Annotated in this window: 19 protein-coding genes and 1 tRNA gene; 11 read left to right on the top strand and 9 right to left on the bottom strand. The window is 38.7% G+C overall.

What is annotated here, in order from left to right; genetic code table 11:
• Positions 1–63: 63 nt before the first annotated feature.
• The 4 genes from M2419_RS02200 to M2419_RS02185 form a co-directional block, all read right to left on the bottom strand.
• Positions 64–456, bottom strand: coding sequence for a VOC family protein (locus tag M2419_RS02200; RefSeq protein WP_120332627.1), 393 nt, complete (start codon positions 454–456; stop codon positions 64–66).
• 86 nt (positions 457–542) lie between these two features.
• Positions 543–1,604: an NADH:flavin oxidoreductase/NADH oxidase gene (locus M2419_RS02195; RefSeq protein ID WP_153848249.1), complete on the bottom strand. Its 1,062-nt coding sequence runs from the start codon at positions 1,602–1,604 to the stop codon at positions 543–545.
• A gap of 119 nt (positions 1,605–1,723) precedes the next feature.
• Entirely contained in the window at positions 1,724–2,440 is a 717-nt protein-coding gene (locus M2419_RS02190) for a 3-ketoacyl-ACP reductase (RefSeq protein WP_153848250.1), read from the bottom strand.
• Positions 2,441–2,498: 58 nt separating this feature from the next.
• Positions 2,499–3,086: an NUDIX domain-containing protein gene (locus M2419_RS02185; RefSeq protein ID WP_227550340.1), complete on the bottom strand. Its 588-nt coding sequence runs from the start codon at positions 3,084–3,086 to the stop codon at positions 2,499–2,501.
• Positions 3,087–3,108: 22 nt separating this feature from the next.
• Here M2419_RS02185 and pyrE point away from each other — a divergent pair, with 22 nt between their 5' ends.
• Both pyrE and M2419_RS02175 read left to right on the top strand, forming a co-directional pair.
• Complete coding sequence (gene pyrE / locus M2419_RS02180) at positions 3,109–3,759, top strand: orotate phosphoribosyltransferase (RefSeq protein ID WP_153848252.1); 651 nt, start codon at positions 3,109–3,111, stop codon at positions 3,757–3,759.
• Between the two features lie 20 nt (positions 3,760–3,779).
• Positions 3,780–4,178, top strand: coding sequence for an SRPBCC family protein (locus tag M2419_RS02175; RefSeq protein ID WP_153848253.1), 399 nt, complete (start codon positions 3,780–3,782; stop codon positions 4,176–4,178).
• 54 nt (positions 4,179–4,232) lie between these two features.
• On the opposite strand, the gene M2419_RS02170 is transcribed toward M2419_RS02175, so the two are convergent.
• Positions 4,233–4,949 carry a superoxide dismutase gene (locus M2419_RS02170; protein ID WP_153848254.1) on the bottom strand — a complete coding sequence of 239 codons (717 nt, stop codon included), beginning with the start codon at positions 4,947–4,949 and terminating at the stop codon, positions 4,233–4,235.
• Between the two features lie 262 nt (positions 4,950–5,211).
• Between M2419_RS02170 and M2419_RS02165 the strand changes: the two genes are divergently transcribed.
• A complete protein-coding gene (locus tag M2419_RS02165; protein ID WP_259254146.1) occupies positions 5,212–6,258 on the top strand; it encodes a ferredoxin--NADP reductase in 1,047 nt (348 codons plus the stop codon).
• A 122-nt stretch (positions 6,259–6,380) separates the two neighbouring features.
• Positions 6,381–8,309 carry an acetoacetate--CoA ligase gene (locus M2419_RS02160; protein WP_259254145.1) on the top strand — a complete coding sequence of 643 codons (1,929 nt, stop codon included), beginning with the start codon at positions 6,381–6,383 and terminating at the stop codon, positions 8,307–8,309.
• Positions 8,310–8,400: 91 nt separating this feature from the next.
• Here the strand turns inward: M2419_RS02160 and M2419_RS02155 are convergent, their stop codons facing one another.
• On the bottom strand, positions 8,401–10,008 hold the full coding sequence (locus tag M2419_RS02155) for an acyl-CoA carboxylase subunit beta (protein WP_259254144.1): 1,608 nt from the start codon (positions 10,006–10,008) through the stop codon (positions 8,401–8,403).
• Positions 10,009–10,162: 154 nt separating this feature from the next.
• Between M2419_RS02155 and M2419_RS02150 the strand changes: the two genes are divergently transcribed.
• Genes M2419_RS02150 through M2419_RS02140 form a run of 3 tightly spaced genes read left to right on the top strand, consistent with a single transcriptional unit; the run spans position 10,163 to position 12,934 of the window.
• Complete coding sequence (locus M2419_RS02150; protein ID WP_070567729.1) at positions 10,163–11,311, top strand: acyl-CoA dehydrogenase family protein; 1,149 nt, start codon at positions 10,163–10,165, stop codon at positions 11,309–11,311.
• A 6-nt stretch (positions 11,312–11,317) separates the two neighbouring features.
• Entirely contained in the window at positions 11,318–12,157 is an 840-nt protein-coding gene (locus M2419_RS02145) for a hydroxymethylglutaryl-CoA lyase (RefSeq protein ID WP_182331233.1), read from the top strand.
• The gene (locus M2419_RS02140; RefSeq protein ID WP_159731043.1) at positions 12,158–12,934 is read left to right on the top strand and encodes an enoyl-CoA hydratase/isomerase family protein; all 777 of its coding nucleotides are present in this window, start codon (positions 12,158–12,160) and stop codon (positions 12,932–12,934) included. It abuts the gene before it with no gap.
• On the opposite strand, the gene M2419_RS02135 is transcribed toward M2419_RS02140, so the two are convergent.
• Positions 12,935–13,411 carry a hypothetical protein gene (locus M2419_RS02135; protein WP_159731041.1) on the bottom strand — a complete coding sequence of 159 codons (477 nt, stop codon included), beginning with the start codon at positions 13,409–13,411 and terminating at the stop codon, positions 12,935–12,937.
• Positions 13,412–14,134: 723 nt separating this feature from the next.
• Between M2419_RS02135 and M2419_RS02130 the strand changes: the two genes are divergently transcribed.
• From M2419_RS02130 to M2419_RS02115, 4 genes are read left to right on the top strand one after another with little or no spacing between them, the layout of a single operon-like run.
• Complete coding sequence (locus M2419_RS02130) at positions 14,135–14,986, top strand: ATP-binding cassette domain-containing protein (protein WP_153848261.1); 852 nt, start codon at positions 14,135–14,137, stop codon at positions 14,984–14,986.
• Positions 14,970–15,779 carry a hypothetical protein gene (locus tag M2419_RS02125; RefSeq protein WP_153848262.1) on the top strand — a complete coding sequence of 270 codons (810 nt, stop codon included), beginning with the start codon at positions 14,970–14,972 and terminating at the stop codon, positions 15,777–15,779. Before M2419_RS02130 ends, M2419_RS02125 begins: the two co-directional genes overlap by 17 nt.
• A gap of 1 nt (position 15,780) precedes the next feature.
• Complete coding sequence (locus tag M2419_RS02120; RefSeq protein ID WP_070567719.1) at positions 15,781–16,164, top strand: GntR family transcriptional regulator; 384 nt, start codon at positions 15,781–15,783, stop codon at positions 16,162–16,164.
• The gene (locus M2419_RS02115; RefSeq protein WP_153848263.1) at positions 16,161–17,006 is read left to right on the top strand and encodes a hypothetical protein; all 846 of its coding nucleotides are present in this window, start codon (positions 16,161–16,163) and stop codon (positions 17,004–17,006) included. The genes M2419_RS02120 and M2419_RS02115 overlap by 4 nt, the downstream gene beginning before the upstream one ends.
• 95 nt (positions 17,007–17,101) lie before the next feature.
• On the opposite strand, the gene M2419_RS02110 is transcribed toward M2419_RS02115, so the two are convergent.
• Both M2419_RS02110 and M2419_RS02105 read right to left on the bottom strand, forming a co-directional pair.
• Positions 17,102–18,139 (bottom strand): LacI family DNA-binding transcriptional regulator, encoded by a 1,038-nt coding sequence (locus M2419_RS02110; protein ID WP_153848264.1) that lies wholly within the window; start codon positions 18,137–18,139, stop codon positions 17,102–17,104.
• Between the two features lie 643 nt (positions 18,140–18,782).
• A tRNA-Lys gene (locus tag M2419_RS02105) sits at positions 18,783–18,855 on the bottom strand.
• Between the last annotated feature and the right edge of the window lie 72 nt (positions 18,856–18,927).

Here is an 18,927-nt window from a genome sequence, read left to right as displayed (position 1 = left end):
CACTTAGTGATACACTAATAAAACAGAAAGCGGCATTGATTTTAATCAATGCCGCTTTCTGTTTTAACGTTCGTATAGTTCTATTGGAACCTGATCAGGATCAAAGAAGAATGTAAAGCGTTTATTTGTTAACTCGTCTATTCTGATCCCTTCGTGTGATACACCTGCTTTTTCGAGCTTATTTAATTCTAGGTCGAGATTATCGACTTCGAATGCAAGATGTCTTAAACCGGCGGCTTCTGGAAAGCTGAGCCGATTAGGCGGTGATGGGAACGAAAAAAGTTCTATAATGTAATGATCATTGAGTTTGAGATCCAGTTTGTAGGAATCACGTTCCACACGATAGTATTCTCTAGCAATCTCTAGGCCCAGTATGTCAGTATAGAATTTCTTTGAACGCTCATAATCACTACAGATAATAGCGATATGATGTATCTTGTTGAGGTTTAATTTCATTATTAAATTTTATCTCATTGCGTTTGTTATACAAGGTTGTTCCTTAAGGATATGGGTCATATACAGACTATTTACAATGTTTCATCTTATTTTGCTCTTTCATATTGTTTAGGCCAGGGGATGTCAGCGTTTAATTCTTTGGCAAAATGTAATGGAAGATGTGGATCATCAAGAAATCCCCGCGCGATTAAGATTAAATCAGCTTGCTTTTGAGCGATGATCTCGGACGCTTGGATAGCCGTTTTGATTAAACCTACTGTGGCAACGTTATTCTTGGTATGTTCCTTAATCGCGATGGCGAAAGGGAGCTGATATGCTGGCCCGACATCTATTTTTTGATAGGAGACCAAGCCTCCACTCGACACATCAATTAAATCTACCCCCAATGTATACAGTAGTTGTGATAAGGCTATAGACTGCTGTAAATCCCAGCCTGCTTCGGCCCAATCTGTTGCTGAAATACGTACCCATAAACTTTGGCTTGTTATTTCTTGTTTTACTCTTTTCACAATTTCAATAAGAAAACGTATCCTATTTTCAAAGATCCCGCCGAAAGAGTCTGTCCGTAAGTTGCTCAGTGGTGAAAGAAATTGATGGATCAGATATCCATGTGCGGCATGGAGTTCAATAATTTCATAGCCTGCCTGTATGGCTCTTTTCGTTGCTGTTCCGAATTGTTCAATCAGATTTTCAATGGCGTCTACATCAAGTTCCTGTGGTTCATAATCTCCAGAATGGAAAGGGATCGGAGATGGGGCGACTGTTTGCCAACCCTTTGGATCCGCTGGTGAAAATTGATTCCGTCCGACCCAGGGTTTATTACTGCTTGCTTTGCGGCCCGCATGAGCAAGTTGTATGCCCGGTATGGAATCATTTTCTTTAATGAACTCGGTTATTTCTTTTAATTTTTCGATATGCTGGTCGTCCCATAAACCAAGGTCTCCATCACTGATTCGACCGTCAGGGCTAACTGCTGTTGCTTCCTGTATTACTGCTGCAGCTCCGCCGATTGCAAATTGGCCCAAATGAACCAAATGCCAGTTATTTGCAAAACCATCTTTTGCGGAGTATTGGCACATTGGAGATACGACCAAACGATTTTTCAATTGCAGGTTTCCAATATTTACTGATGAAAATAATTGACTCATAATTGCGTGTTTATAGAAGGCAGGAGCAAGGAAAGCTCCTGCCTCGATCAATTCTTTGTTTTGTAAAGAGAGGCTCTCAGAAGCCTTTATTTAAATCCTTGCGAACCGTGGTTCAACTGTTAAGGATTTGTAGACCATAAAGATGCTGATTTTAGCATTGCTCTTCTTGGCAGTTTTAAATTGGCAACTACCAACTCTGCGAAATCTTCAGGCTGGAGAACTTTTTCTGGATCGCCATCGGTAAGTCCAAGTTCTTTGGACATATCGGAAGCAATCGTACTAGGCATAAGTGTACATACCCGAATATTGTTTTTCCGTACTTCCCGCATTAAAGAATCGGCGAAGCCGATGACGCCAAACTTTGATGCGCTATAAGCGGAAGTGGTGGCCGCGCCATTTAATCCGGCAGTCGAAGATACCATAATGATATCGCCTTGATTTTTTTCAATCAGTTGTGGAAGGATAGCTTTTGTAACAAAGTATGTACCCAAGAGATTGGTATGAATGATCGATGTCCAATCGGCAACGTCCATGTCGAGCACAGCGGAAAATGATGCTACTCCCGCATTGTTAATTAAGATATCAAAGCTACCGAAAGTGTTTTTCAGTCGCTCGATCTCCTGTTGTACAGCACTATAATTTGATACGTCAAAGACGGCATAAGTGACCTCAGTGCCTAGCCCGGCAAGTTCCGCAGCCGTATCCTTCAAAGCAGCTTCATTTCTTCCGGTAATCGCGATATGTACACCTTCTTTGGCCAATGCGAAAGCAATTGCTTTTCCTAATCCCCGCGCACCACCTGTAATTAAGGCTCTTTTTCCTGTTATATTTTCCATAACATAAAAATAGGTATGATCTTTTTTATTCGTGTCAGAAGAACCTCAAAAAGGCAACTTATTTTGCCTTTTTTATGATATTTTCAATAATGGGGTAGGTGTTGGCCCTGATGTCTTCAAATTGGTCCACATGACGCCATTCCGCTTTTGTAATATCTTCTGCGGTTTGCGGAATTAATTTAGGGACTTTATTCACTCCCATTTCGTACCAGTTTGTTGCTTTCAGGACGAATTCTCCATTTCGCAAAAAATAGGTATGGTAGGATGTGGTAATTTTCTTTCCCAAATAGTTGATTTTGATACCACATTCCTCTTCGACTTCACGTACTGCTGCTTCCCGCATTTTTTCATTGTCTTCCACTTTGCCCTTAGGAAGGTCCCATTTTCCCAGTCGGTAGATAAAAAGATAATCCCCATCACCGTTTTTAACCAATCCACCGGCTGCTTTGATGAGCTTAATTTTGTTTTTCAAGTTTTGAAATACAGTTTCAAAATCCTTATTGATGTAAAGATACGTTTTTGGAACTTTATCAATTTCAGATTGTTTGAAAAGTTTTTGGAGCTCAATCTCTTGAAAACTAATAGTTTGTGGGTTTTTGATTTTTGATGGAACGAAATCTGCTAAAATTAGCACGGTTTCGTTCATATAAATTTTATAAATTTGCGCCATGAATAATTTAAATGAGGTTGAACAAAAAGTTGCTGAATCCTTATTGCAAATTAAAGCAATAAAATTGCAACCTAAAAGTCCTTTTACATGGGCGTCGGGTTGGAAGTCTCCAATTTACTGTGATAACCGTATCACTTTGTCTCATCCATCGATCCGTACATACATTCGTCAAAAGCTTTCTAAGCTTATTCAGGAAGAGTTTGGATCAGTGGATATGATTTCTGGAGTTGCTACGGCAGGTATTCCACAAGGCGTTTTGGTAGCACAGGATTTGGGACTACCATTTTCTTATGTTAGAAGCTCAGCTAAGGACCATGGTCGTCAGAATTTAATTGAAGGAGAAGTGGTTAGCGGTCAACGTGTAGTTGTAATTGAGGATCTAATTTCGACAGGTAAGAGTAGTTTAGTGGCTGTAAAGGCATTACGTGAGGCTGGCTGCAATGTTGTTGGATTGGTATCTATTTTTACTTATGGATTGCAACAAGCTACCGATAATTTTTCTGATGCAAAATGCCCTTATTTCAGTTTATGTAATTATGATGCTTTGATTCAGGTCGCTGCTGAAAATAGTTATGTATTGGAGGAGGATATTGAGATCTTGAAAAAGTGGCGATTGAATCCTGCTACTTGGGGAGAAAATTTTCAATAAAGGAAGATTAATTTATCGTTATGACTACTATTCAGAACAAAACAGAAATCAACAAAAATGTCAGCGAGGTGTATACATTTTTGTCGGATCTCAACAATCATGAACAGTTGATGCCGGAAAATATTTACAATTGGTCTTCGACTACGGACGAAGCTCGATTTACAATACAGAATATGGCAAAGCTAGCACTTAAGGTAGAAGATCGTGTCGAAAATCAAATCATTAAGTTGGTTCCTTTGGAGAAAGCGCCTTTTGAGGTTACTCTTCGTTGGGAATTGCAAGCGATTAGTGATACTGTAACAGAGGCGACTTTTATTATCGATGCTGATCTTAACATGATGATGAAAATGATCGCTGCTGGACCACTTCAAAAATTAGTTGATTTTCAGGTCAACAAATTAAAAGAAGTGTTGGGGTAGGTTGTTTATAACGGATATAAAAAAAAGCTCGATTAGTAATAATCGAGCTTTTTTTTATGCCAATCTTTCATTGACTTTTTTCCAGTTCACAACATTCCACCAATTTTTAATATAATCGGCTCTCTTGTTTTGATAGTGCAGATAATACGCATGCTCCCATACATCAAGACCTAGAATGGGGATACCTTTTACCTCTGCAATATCCATTAAAGGGTTGTCCTGGTTTGGAGTAGAGGTAATTTTTAAGTTGCCTGAGTCATCCAAAATCAACCATGCCCATCCTGAACCGAATCGTGAGGTTGCTGCTGCAGCAAATTGTTCTTTGAATTTGTCTAAAGAACCAAATGTCTTATTGATCATCGTCAATAATTTTTCGGAGGGCTGGCTCGGCTTATCGGACAGGCTTTCCCAAAAAAAGTTATGGTTCCAAGCTCCACCAGCGTTATTCCTTGCTTTGGGAGAGTACTTAGATATGTTTGCTAGAAGTTGCTCCTCTGAGGCTTCTTTGATATTTTCAGCAAGAATGGCTTCGTTAACGGCGTTAATATAGGCCATATGGTGCTTTGTATAATGGATTTCCATTGTCAACGCATCAATATTAGGCTCCAAAGCGGCATAACTGAAAGGTAATTTTACTTGGGAAAACTTTAAAGTAGCGGCATTTAATTCAGTAGCTTTCGCGGAAGCAATATCTTGTAATATTGATCCAGATACAGCGATGCCTAGTGTAGCTTTTGCTGCATTTTGAAGGAAGTTTCTGCGTGTTTGCATATAATCTTATTGTGATTAGTTTTGATATAAATATAACGTGAAATTTTACAAATATTGTGCGAGAATTGTCTGTTAATTGTAATACAACAAAATTGTTATAAATTCATCTTTTAAGTCGGCATATATTGTTTTGAATTTTGGTTTACGGTATTTACGTAACATATAATTTGCATTCTTTTAAGAACGCTTCAAGGCAGCCTTAGGGCAGGGTAGCTAGAGAATTATAATTGTTTATAAAGTCAAATTTAGCTAAGTTTGATTTATGTATACATTAAGGATTTCAAAAATTATCCCCCAACCTAATAATAACATTACTTTTCAGCTTGAGTCTATAGCAGGAGACTATCCTTCCTATAAAGCTGGGCAGTTTATTACACTTTCTTTTGTGTTTGGTGATCGTGAGGTACGTCGTTCTTATTCTTTTAATAGTTCGCCTGATAATAATGAGCCCTTAAGTATCACTGTTAAGCGTGTCGAAAATGGGGAAATATCCCGACTGCTCCACCATACTATTGTGGAGGGGGATATCGTCAATGCAATGGAACCTCAGGGTTTATTTGTATATGAACCTGAACCGGAAAAGGTTCGGACCTTATTTTTGTTTGCTGCAGGAATTGGCATTACACCCTTGTATGCTATTCTGAAAACAGCGCTTCTTGCTGAAAGTAAGTCCAAAATAGTTTTAATTTATAGTAATAGTATGCTGGAGTCAACACCGTTCCGATCGGAATTGCAGCACTGGGCAGATCGATTTCCTGATCGCTTAACTATTGTGTGGATTTACTCCAATAGTAAATACTTAATGAAAGCCAGGCTAAATAGAGATTATATACATGCTATTGTTAACGATCATTTGTTTGGAAATAAGGAAGATGCCTTGTTTTATACTTGCGGCCCTGTGATTTATATGGACTTATGTCGTTTTACACTTTTGGGGATGGGGTTTGATTCCAATCAGATAAAACGAGAGACATTTCTATTGCCCGAAAATGAAGAGGATGATGATGATGAGACCGAAAAGGAAGTCGATAGAACAACCTATGCCATCGAACTATCTTTTCAAGGTAAAACTTATAATCTAGAGGTTCCCTACAATAAATCTATTTTAGATATAGGGCTAGAGCATAAAATTAAGTTGCCATATTCCTGTAAATCCGGTATGTGTAGTACGTGTATTTCGCAGTGTACAAGGGGGAAAGTAAGAATGGACTATAATGAGGTGTTAACAGATCGCGAAGTTGAACAAGGAAGAATACTGTTGTGCACGGGGCATCCGGTAGAAATGAATACCGCTATTGAAGTACTATAATTGAGCATTGGTATTTAATCCAAAAATATGGTGTGCAGTTATGGGGCGCCAGAAATATTTAAAATTGCATATACAAGTAAATTTATCTAAGTTTGGATATAACCGTTTTATATCTAACTATTATGGGGAAATTACTCTGGAGCCCAACAGAAGAGCAAAAATCTCAATCTGAGATCAATAAGTTTAAACAATATGTTGAGAAGGAGCATGGCTTATTCTTTCCATCCTATCAGGAGCTTTGGGCATGGTCTACGACGGAACTGGCTAGTTTTTGGAAGAGTATAGCCACCTATTTTAATCTAGAGTTTCATTCAGACTTTACAACCATTGTTGAGTCGCCAGCAGATTCCTCAAGCTTTATCGGAACAAAGTGGTTTGCGGGGGCTACCTTGAATTATGCTGAACACGTATTTCGAAACACAACGGAAAAGCGTCCCGCATTAATTTTTCAATCTGAACAGCAAGCTAAAAGAGAGGTGTCATGGACTGAGTTGGAATCCATGGTTCTCAAACTTCAGGTCTATTTGAAAGAACTAGGGGTACAAAGTGGTGATCGCGTCGCTGGTGTATTGATTAATAGCATTGAGGCTGTTGCGTTATTTTTGGCTGCTAATTCTATCGGCGCTATTTGGTCCTGTTGTTCGCCTGATTTTGGAGAGGCGAGTATTCAGGATCGTTTTGAGCAGATTGAACCAAAAGTGCTCTTTGCAAATTCCAATTATTACTATAATGGCCGTCTTTTTGAAAAGGCGGAGAGTATTAAACAACTTTCTCTGCGACTACCATCTTTACTGGCTTGTGTTTTGATTGATGACAATATTTGGGAAGAGATTCTGAAAAAGGATCTTACACAAGCTGAGCTCCAATTTACGGCAATGCCTTTTAATGCTCCAATATGGATTTTGTATTCTTCGGGAACTACTGGCAAGCCTAAAGCCATTACACATGGAGTTGGTGGTATGTTGTTAGAACATATGAAAGCACTTGGACTGCATCAAAATGTGCAAGAGGGGGATCGATTCATGTGGTATTCCACTACTGGATGGATGATGTGGAATTACGCGCTTTCGGCCCTTTTAATGGGAAATACATTGTGTATATATGATGGGGCTACGAATTATCCCGATAAATTGAGTTTATGGAACTTTGCTCGGGAAAGCAAGGTGGATCATTTTGGCGTTGGGGCTGCTTATCTCATCTCCTGTCAAGATCAAGATTTAAAATCCATGGACTATCAGCCGAAAACAATAGGATCGACAGGTTCACCACTTCCACCAGATGTGTTTGAATGGCTAAATGTACAGTTTCCAAAGAGTCAAATTGTCTCACTAAGTGGTGGTACAGACGTTTGTAGTGCCTTTCTTTCGGGGTGTGCATTGCTTGATGTTTATGCAGGAGAGATTCAATGTCGCACCCTAGGAGCTAAGATAGAAGCCTTTGATGAGAACGGTCATCATCTTTATGGAGAGGTGGGGGAACTTGTTATTTTAGCTCCCATGCCCTGTATGCCCATCTATTTTTGGAATGATTTAGCGAATAAAAAATACTTTGATAGTTATTTTGATAAATATAGTGGTGTTTGGAGTCATGGTGATTGGATCAAGATTACTGCACATGATGGAATAATTATGTACGGTCGTTCAGATGCAACCCTGAACCGGGGTGGCGTACGTATCGGTACTGCAGAGATCTATAATGTTTTAAATAGAACCGAAGGGGTCTTGGATAGTTTGGTTATCTGTGTAGATCATGAAAATGGATCATCTGATATGTTGCTTTTTGTTCAATTGGACAATGGTTTATTGAATGATGCGTTAAAAGGGGAAATTAAACGGGAGCTTCGGCAGCAATATAGTCCGCGACATGTGCCTGACGATATTTTTCAAGTAGCGGCTATTCCTTACACGTTAAGCGGTAAAAAACTGGAGCTGCCTATTAAGAAGATTTTTTCTGGGATGCCCGTAGAAAAAGCGGTGTCATTAGATATTATGCGGAACAGAGAATCCTTGTTAGACTTTGAAGCGATTAGTAAAATCTGGAGAAGATCTTAAGTATAGTATGCTATAAAAATAGCTAATTAGTAAACCCCTCGGATGCCGAAGTTAATCGTTTGAGGGGTTTTCTAATTTAATTTTACTCCACTCAGACCTGTATAACACCTACATTATACCGTTCTAGAATAGGCTTTTCGTTGGCAGCTTCAATTCCCATGCTGATGACTTTTCGTGTTTCTTCAGGTGCTATAATTCCATCAACCCATAATCTTGCAGCAGCGTAATACGGACTCAGTTGCTCGTTGTACCGATCTTCGATTGATTTAAGGAGACTGTTTTTTTCTTCTTCATTGATTTCTTGACCCTTGGCTTTTAAAGCAGATTCTTGGATTTGAAACAGTGTCTTGCCCGCAGCGGCACCACTCATGACAGCCATTTGGGCAGTAGGCCAAGCGTAGATTAGTCGTGGGTCATACGCTTTTCCACACATCGCATAGTTTCCTGCGCCATAACTATTTCCAACAATAAAAGTGAACTTTGGGACTACGGAATTGGCCATTGCATTTACCATTTTTGCTCCGTCTTTGATAATCCCCCCTTGTTCTGATCGGCTTCCTACCATAAATCCAGTGACGTCCTGAAAAAACACAAGCGGAATGTTCTGCTGGTTGCAATTCATGATGAAGCGCGCTGCCTTATCTGCTGAATCACTATAGATGACCCCGCCCATCTGCATTTCCATTGCGTTGCCGGGTTTCTTGGCTTTGATAATTTCACGTTGATTGGCAACAATCCCGACAGCCCAGCCGTCTACGCGTGCGAGGGCGCATACAATGGTTTTTCCATAATCGGGTTTGTATTCTTCTAAAGTCTCTGTGTCTACAATTGCATTCAAGATATCCTGCATACGATAAGGTTTTGTCCTGTCTTCGGGAAGAATCTCTACTATTTTACTCGGATCTGTTTTTGGAGGAAGGCTTTTCTTTCTGTTGAAATTAGCTTTTGGATTTCCACCGATTTTATCGATAACATTTTTTATAGCCTCTAAACAACTTTGGTCGTCGGGAAATTTATTGTCTGTCACGCCGGATATCTCCGAATGGGTAGAAGCTCCGCCGAGTGTTTCAGCATCTACGGTTTCACCTATCGCAGATTTGACCAAGTATGGGCCTGCTAAAAAAACAGAGCCTGTTCCTTCGACGATAAAGGCGTAGTCGGACATAATAGGGAGATAAGCGCCACCTGCCACGCAACTTCCCATGATTGCTGCAATTTGAGGTATTCCCATGGAAGACATTCGGGCATTGTTACGGAATATGCGGCCAAAGTGTTCTTTATCGGGAAATATTTCATCCTGCATCGGTAAAAATACGCCTGCAGAATCTACCAAATAAATAATTGGAAGATTGTTTTCCATGGCAATTTCCTGTGCGCGTAGATTTTTCTTGGCAGAAATAGGGAACCAGGCTCCTGCTTTTACGGTTGCATCGTTAGAGACGATGACACATAGTTTGGATTTTACATAGCCCAGTACCGCTGCACAACCTGCATTTATGCATCCACCATGTTCTTTATACATTCCTTCGCCGGCAAACATGCCTATTTCCAGATATTCTCGGTCTGGGTCCAGTAGATATTCTATTCGTTCCCAGGTTGACATTTTGCCCTTTTCTTTCAGTTTTTTTATTTTATCGATGCCACCACCTAGTTTTAAATTTTCTCTTTTTTGGCGAAGTAATGCGAGTAGCTCCTTCATAATTTATAATCTTGGTTTTAAAAAGCTGTTGAATTAAGAATTTCTTATTTTTAGATAAATTTAAAATAAAATTTTAAAATATTTGCAATTTTATTCCTAAATATTTTGATATATTTGAATTGAATTACCGATTGTAAATTTAATATTCATGCTTATGTTTATTGAAAATAAACAACAAATGGATATGATCAGACAAAGTGCACGAGATTTTGCACAGTATCATATCAAACCTTATGTGATGGAATGGGACGAAGCCCAAATATTTCCAATAGAAGTTTTTAAAAAGTTAGGCGAACACGGTTTCATGGGTGTGATCGTTCCAGAAGAATATGGTGGATCGGGACTCGGATACCAGGAGTATATTACTGTTTTGGATGAGATTTCCAAGGTGTGTGGCTCAATTGGACTTTCCGTAGCAGCGCATAATTCGTTATGTACAAATCATATATTAAGCTTTGCTAGTGAAGAACAGAAGAAACGTTATCTTCCAAAGTTGGCGACAGCTGAATGGATCGGTGCCTGGGGACTTACAGAGACAGGTTCTGGTTCGGACGCTGGTGGAATGACGACATTTGCTGAGAGAGATGGTGATCACTACGTGTTAAATGGTTCTAAAAATTTTATCACGCATGCCATCAGTTCTAGTGTTGCTGTCGTTATTGCGCGGACGGGGGCTAAGGGAGATAAAAAAGGGATGTCAGCTTTTATTGTTGAGAAAGGTACACCTGGATTTACCGCAGGAAAGAAAGAAAATAAATTGGGGATGCGCGCCTCAGAAACTGCCTGTCTGTTTTTTGATAATTGTCGGATTCATCGGGATCAACTCATCGGTGAAGAAGGGCAGGGGTTTGTGCAGGCCTTAAAATTATTGGATGGCGGACGTATTTCTATTGCGGCACTTTCTTTGGGTATTGCACGCGGAGCTTACGAGTGCGCGTTGAAATATGCGCACGAGCGTGAGCAGTTTGGGAAAAAGATTTACGAATTTCAGGCGGTTTCTTTTGCACTTGCAGATATGGCTACACAGGTGGAAGCCAGTGAACTGTTGACGAGGCAGGCAGGCTATTTAAAGGATCATGGAGATCGTGTTTCTAAAATTGGTGCGATGGCTAAACTTTATGCGTCAGAGGCTGCCGTTAGTGTCTCGAATGAATCTGTACAAATCTTTGGCGGTTATGGATTTACAAAGGACTATCCTGCCGAGAAGTTTTTTAGAGATGCCAAGTTATGTACAATAGGTGAAGGGACTTCAAGCATTCAGAAAATGGTGATCGCTAGAGAGATTGAGAAAGATATTTTATAGCATATTATGAGGGAGCAAGTTGTATTGGTTGATTGCCCAAGAGACGCTGTTCAAGGGCTTCATAACTTTATTGAGACAGATAAGAAAATTAAACATATCAATACGTTAATCGAAAGTGGGCTGTTTGATGTTATTGATTTTGGATCTTTCGTTTCGCCGAAAGCAGTTCCGCAGTTGGCGGATACAAAAGCAGTATTGGAAGGAATCAGAACGAATGAGAAAGTGAAGTTATTGGCGATTGTTGCCAATCTTCGGGGTGCGCAGGAGGCAGTTCTAGAGGAAAAAATCGACTTTTTAGGGTATCCATTTTCAATATCGGAAACATTTCAACTTCGAAATACCAATATGGGCTTGGCGGCTTCTTATCAGCAGGTAAAAGAAATGAAAGCTTTGGTCGACTCACAGCATAAATCTCTGGTCGTATATATTAGCATGGCTTTTGGAAACCCATATAGTGACCCTTGGTCCCCACTTTTGGTAGAAGAGTGGATTGGAAAATTATGCGATCTTGGCATTCGGGAATTTTCTTTGGCAGACACAACTTCAGAAGCCGATGCAAATCAGATTTCAGAATTATTTAGTTTTGTTAAAACTCGTTTTCCAACACTGGAAGTAGGTGCACATTTTCATGCAAGGCGAGAGGAAAGTCTTGCAAAGGTTGAAGCAGCTTACCTCGCAGGTTGCCGTAAATTTGAAGGCGCATTGCTCGGTTATGGCGGCTGTCCATTTGCAAAAGATGATTTGGTCGGTAATATACCTTCAGAGCTGTTGTTGCATTATTTTGGACGAGGAACTGATGCTGAAATAATCGGATTGGAGCATAGCTTCAGACAAATGATTTTGTAGATGGAAAAACTGAATTTTATTAAAGTGCACGTTGAGGGGCATGTGTTCAACTTGACCTTAGCCCGTTCGGATAAAAGAAATGCTTTTAGTCCGACAATGGTGAGCGAAATAGCCTATGCATTGAATTTGGCGAATAGCAATCCTGATGTTCGTTTAGTACAAATAGAGGCTGAGGGTCCCGTGTTCTGTGCTGGTATGGATCTTAAAGCTTTTGAGGACCCTACATTAGATATTGGAAATTCGGCAATTCCCAAGGTTGAAAAGTCACTGGCAGAAATATTTGCCTGTTTAGATAAGCCTTCAATCTGTGTTGTTCGGGGAGATGTTATTGCAGGTGGTTTTTTGATAGCATTATCCTGTACGTATTTGTTTGCTCTCCCACATGTACGTTTTTCTTTGCCTGAAGTGAAAATTGGACTTTTTCCATTTCAGGTGTTGGCGTTGCTTACAGAATATATGCCTGAACGAAAAGCGATGGATCTCTGTATCAGCGGTCGGTCTTTTTCTGCTGAGGAGGCTTTGGAAAAAGAAATCTTGTATGGCATGCTGGATGCTGAAGAAACAGTATTAATTGAATTGAAAAGGACGATTCTGGAAAATGCTCCCTTGGCTATATCACGGGGTTTTGTAGCACTGCGAAAATTAAAAGAGCAAGATTATGATGATAAGTATAACTTTCTATTGGAGAGCTTGGCAGATTTACGTAAAACCAATGATTTCAAAGAGGGAATGGATGCAATGCGAAATAAAAGAAAAGCCAACTGGCAAAATAGCTAATTAAAATGATCGAAAACTAGGTCTGCTTGTCAGCGGCGAGAATTCCCAGGGAATGGAGCTAAGAGCGATCAGGAGAGCTAGTCCAAACCAGATTAATAATATTTTAAAACGTCGATCGTTTGTATCGGCGTTTTTGCTTTTAAGGGCACCTAATGTTAAGCAGATTGCGGCAATAATCATCATGCTACTGTGCTCCATGCCGAAGAAGCGAATTTGCCTGAGGTGAACTGCTTCGTCAAAATGTTGCAGGAAGTATTGTGTGATGGGGCTCAGTACATAGAGGCTAAAACCTAAAACTAGCTGAATATAAAAAGAAATAACCGTAGTTTTTACAAGAAATTGATCGGTAGGGGAGAATGGAAGTTCCTTTTTTCTTTTGTAAAAAAAATTCACGAGACTAATCGTTAGTACAATCAGTACCTCCCATCTCCATAAAGAATGCATCGCTAGAATGAAAGGATAAATGTAATTCATCATACAGACAAAGATGGTAATAAAATAGATTTAATGCTATTTTAAGCAATATCATCGCATAAAATAGACGGCGGTTTTTCATCAGTTGACTAATCTGTTGTTCAAGGTATGTCATATTTATGTGTATTTATTGTTTATATAAATTTTTTATTATTTTGATTATTAGATTGTTTTGTATATTGTTTAACTCTTGGTTAATACTACTGCTGCGTGTAATTTGTTGTTTATCGTTCAGGTGCAGAATAACAATTAACTGGTTCAAATAGACAGCTCAAATGATTGCAAGAACAAAGGTGTTTCCTATTGAACAATCAATACTGCTCTTGTGTGTTTTATTTTTGGCTGTTTTTAGCCACTCTGAGGTGCTGTTTGTTATTCTCAAGGGGTTTGTATGGTTTTAATTTATTTCGGCTTAGAATGCGGTTATTTTACTTTTGGCGGATAGTTTTAATTTGTTCAGTTTTTTAACACCGATAATACGTATCGCCAAAGTTACGTTTTGTTTATTGCGAATTTCATAATGTATCTTAATAACAATTTATTTGTCAAGTTATTATGTTTGTTACATGAATTAAGTATTTATGTTGACCTATGTCCGATTTGCGCTGTTAAATTAAGGCAATGCCTGAGCGTAAGCAAAGCTCTGCCTGTGTTTTTTTTAAAATATTTTTGGAATTATATAAAATTCGTTTCTATATTAGTGTATTAATTAAATAATACAGTAGTATGGTTACTATCCAAAATCTAAATTTCAGCTATAGTAAATCAAGGCCACTCTTTCTTCATATGGATCTTGAATTGAAGCAGGGGCATATCTATGGCTTGTTGGGGAAGAATGGTGCTGGCAAATCAACTTTGCTTAAGAATATTGCCGGTTTGGTATATCCTGTTTCGGGACGAGTTGATGTGCTGGGGCATAACCCTAATCGAAGGGAACCCTCCTTGTTAAGGGAGATTAGTTTTATTCCGGAAGAGTTTTATCTCCCTGCCGTAAAATCAGAACAGTTTCTGAAAGCTAATGCAGGGTTCTACCCCAACTTCGATCAGGTATATTTTGATCAGCTTATCCGTGAGTTCGATATTCCCATTGAGCAAAAATTAGCAAACATGAGTTATGGACAGAAAAAGAAATATATTATTTCTTTCGGTTTAGCGTCTAAAACAAAAGTGATCATCATGGATGAGCCAACGAATGGTTTGGATATTCCTTCTAAGGTTCAGTTTCGAAAGATCATGGCTTCTGCCATTACTGACGATCGATGTGTGATTATCTCCACACATCAGGTGCGTGATCTGGATAATCTTATTGATGCTGTTATTTTACTTGATGATCATAAGGTCGCACTCAACGCTCCGATGTATGTGATTACTGATCGTTTATGCTTTAAAAAAGTAAGAGAGTTGCCTTTGGATACACTCTATTCCGAAGAAGGAGTGGGCGGTTTTAATGTTATTCTCCCAAACTCGGCGGTAGAAGATTCGAAACTGGATTTGGAGTTGCTATTTAATGCAGTGTTACAGTGCAAGGAAAAAATTACGGACCTTATTAAACATGATGAATATGTCAAATCTATTTAATGCTACGCGTTTTTTTGCACTGATTCGAAGACAATGGATTGGTTTTGGGCGAATTTATCTGATGTCAATAGGGATTATTGCTGGGGTAATTTTTGGTTTTTATGCAGTTAATTTGGGATCAAATTATGATGATATCAAAAAGAATACTGTTTATTCGTTGCTAAATTTCAGAGCACCGTTGTTTTGTATCTTGGGACTCTTTTTTGTAACGGTTGTCTCGAGCAGTTATTTTGCTGATTTAGGGAAGAAGACTCGGGCGATTTTTGAGCTGATGATTCCAGCTTCACAATTGGAAAAGTTTCTGGTCAGCTTATTCTATACGGTTGTCGTGAGTATTGGTTCATACTTATTGGTCTTTTATTTGATCGATTTGGCATTTGTTTCTTATTTGAGGAGCGTTGGTTCTGTGGTTGTAAATGAAGTACAGCCATCAGGAGAGGCGGTCAGTGTGGATCTATGGCAGTACTTTTTCAAGGTTCAATACCCCGAACCGGCTTATTATTTTTGTTTTGTACCAATTCTTCTGAATGCAATTTTCTTACTTGGTGGGATCGTCTACCAAAACTATCAATATGTAAAGACGGCTATTTTTCTTGTGCTTTACTGTGTTGTTTGGATGTGTCTTTTTGTTTACTTAATGAAAACCCAGACTCAGGATACCGTAGGTACAATGGATAATAACTATTGGTCTGATTCAAATCATATTTTTGCATTGATCGGCGCTGTAGGAGTGTTGCTTACCATAATGATTTGGGCGGTTGCTTTTTTAAGGTTAAAAGAAAAGGAGATTTAATATGGAGTTCAATGCAAATAAAGCCATTTACCTTCAGATTGCTGAGTACGTATGTGATCATATTTTACTAGCGACCTGGAAAGTGGATGAAAAACTCCCCTCAGTAAGGGAATTGGCAGTTCAGATGGAGGTTAATCCCAATACTGTAATGCGGACCTACGATATGTTGCAGCAGAAAGAAATTATAGCCAATAAGCGCGGGATTGGTTTTTTTCTGACACAAGAATCGGTGAAGAATGTGAAGTTATATAGAAAGGCAATTTTTCTAGAAGAAGATCTTCCCTTGTTTTTTCGTAATATTTATTTATTGGAAATCGGTTTGGATGAGTTAGAACAACGTTATAGACGGTTTGTAAGTCAGAATTTTAATCAAAATGAGTCATGAAATTAAGTACAAAAATAATAATGGGATTAGCAATAGGCTTATTCGCGGTTCCGATGCTTGTCGCATCCTACCTTGTTCGTATAAATCGGGTTGATGCGAAAGAATATAATGCTGATGTTGAGCAGGAGGTATCTAAGCCAGATGCAAAGGATGTTTATTACCGGTCGTTTCCCTTGGCAGCTTTCGATAAGCTTTATATTGTAGGTACCAATGCAAGTGGTATAGGGTTGTATTGGGTGAAAAGTGATAAGTTTATGGTTAAAGTTAATAAAAGTCAAGCCGACTTTGTGAAAACGAATGTCGATCAATCTGGCAATCTTACCTTAGATCTTTTATCAGGAGGAGAGGGGTTTTATAAGTCAATTTATATTTTTTCACCTGATCTTAAGGTTTTAAAATTAAAAAATACGGGTATTAACGAGTTATCTGCCAAGTTGAACGAGTTGACTGTTGTGGGTGATAGCGTTGAGGTATTTTCCCTTGCGGAGAAATCCGTTATAAATACGTTGAACCTGAACCTGACAAACTCCACTATTGACGATCTTGGCGGGACGGACAGTAAGGGGAATTCTCTTGTCGGTCGTTTATTTGTTAACACAACGAATAGTGTTTTGGGGCTTCCGCGTACGAATTATCAAAGTGCAGATATTGTGGCAAACAATTCAGAAGTATATTTCAATAGGAAAGGACCTGAAGCCAAAGTTGGTCTTCTGAATATCAAAACTGAAGGCAAATCATCTGTCCGTTTAGATAGTTTGCAATGGGGAACATTGAACGGAAATCTATCCAATGACACTAAAATAGATTTGCCTGTCCATGCATTACGATCATTGATTAAGTAGGGTTTAATTGGTGGATGTTGCGGTCGATCGTTAATAATAGAGATCGGTATTTTCTGAAAAGGTCAAAATTCCATAGCGGAATTTTGACCTTTTCTTTAAAGGGATGATGTAGATTTTCGGTGTTCGATACTGCAGTCCAAAAAATACGTCTCGAATTCGAAATAATTCTTTTTGTTTTTTTTCTTTAACATCTGCAAGAGGAGCTCCACTGATTTTTCTGCCATTAGCTGTGTTGGTTGGGTGATTGTTGTTAGAGATGGATTGAGACTGTTGGCAAAAGGGGTGTTGCTAAAGCCAATTAAGTTCATGTCATCAGGAATTTTCACCTTCAATTTATTTAATATGTGTAAAACTTTTAGTGATAAGGTGTCTGTCGTTGAGAGGAGTGCATTTGGAGCAAAGGGCCTATTTAATAGCGTACTTATTTTGCTTTCCAGTTCGTCATCGATATTGTCCTTGGGGCTGGAATAGGATATTTCTATAATATTTTCTTCTTTGAAGGGTACGCCGGCGTTGAAGAGTGCATCTTTATATCCTTTTATACGGCTTACATTTCCGCCAATATCTTTACATAGTAAAAGAATGATATTTTCTCTTCTGTTTTTGATCATTTCTTCTGTTGCCTGGTAGATGACCTTGTTGTTTTGGATTCCGATTTTGAATGTATCGAGCTGATGGTTTATTCGGTCGAAAATAATAACAGGACAAACCTGTTCCATCATATAAAACAAAAGCGATAAGCTTGAATCATTTTTTACAGGGGAAATGATTACTCCTTCGATATTACTCTGTACACAAAGTTCTAGCGCTTCTTTTTCTTTTTTCTCGTCGTTAAAAGTCTGCAATAGGATCAGTTTATAATTCGTCTGCGATAGAATGTGCGAGATATCTTCGTAGAAATCAAAGAAAAATGAGCTTGAGATAAATGGAACAATGATTGCTAAGGTGTTTGAGCGCCCCGTTTTTAAGCTTTTTGCGGAGAAATTTGGTATATAATTGATTTTCTGCGTAAAATCTAAAATTAGCTTTTTTGTTTCTGCGCTTATTTCATGACTATCGTTTAGTGCTTTGGAAATGGTTCCTGGAGATAGGTTTAACTGTTGGCCAATCTCTTTTAATGTAAATCTCTTCATATGCTCGATCCTCTTTCATTGATTACAAATGTTCTAGCGTTAATACGATGGTAAGATAGCACTAGAGTTATTCTTGAATTATCGGTTACTATTTTTAATGTATTGAGCCCGTAAATTCTTGAAATTATAAAGATAAGATAAAAAACATGTTTTCAAATGGAGATCAAGAAAAGCGTTGTTAATGAGAATTGATGAGATGTTGTTTGTATTCGGGCGAAAAGTGTCGAAAAGTTTGTTAAAAGAGGAGGTTGTTATTTGGGGCCGCCGAAAAGTTTACTGATGAGCCAAAGGACAAGGGCGACTATAACAACCACGATGAGGATGGCTGTCCAAACACCAGCCTTAAATATCCCTTCTATTACGGAGCAGCTTGTAATAAGGAAAAAAGAGGATGACATTATTATGTATGTTAATTGCCTTTTCATTATTTAAATTTTTGTCTGTATAAATAGAGACAACTGATAATGAAAATAGTTTTGTGAGAACAGCGCAATATAAGATCCTCGGTAACTATAGGCTGAATAGGATTGCACATAGGTTTTGTCGTAGCTTTTCGGTTTTGCCGGTAATTTTTGCAGAACAAAAAGGAGTTTCTGCGAGTGTTAAACAAGAAAAGCTAATCTTGCGATTAGCTTTTCTTTAGTGATCCCGCTGGGATTCGAACCCAGGACCCATACATTAAAAGTGTATTGCTCTACCAGCTGAGCTACGGAATCCTTTCTGTTTTTGAAAGTGATGCAAAGGTAGAATTTCTTTTGATATATGCCAAATTATTGCGTGCAAATTTT

The sequence above is a fragment of the Sphingobacterium sp. BIGb0116 genome (genome assembly GCF_024808035.1).
Lineage (GTDB): Bacteria > Bacteroidota > Bacteroidia > Sphingobacteriales > Sphingobacteriaceae > Sphingobacterium > Sphingobacterium paramultivorum.
Note: the sequence above shows the minus strand (reverse complement) of the source record. Positions and strands in the feature narration are given on the sequence as shown.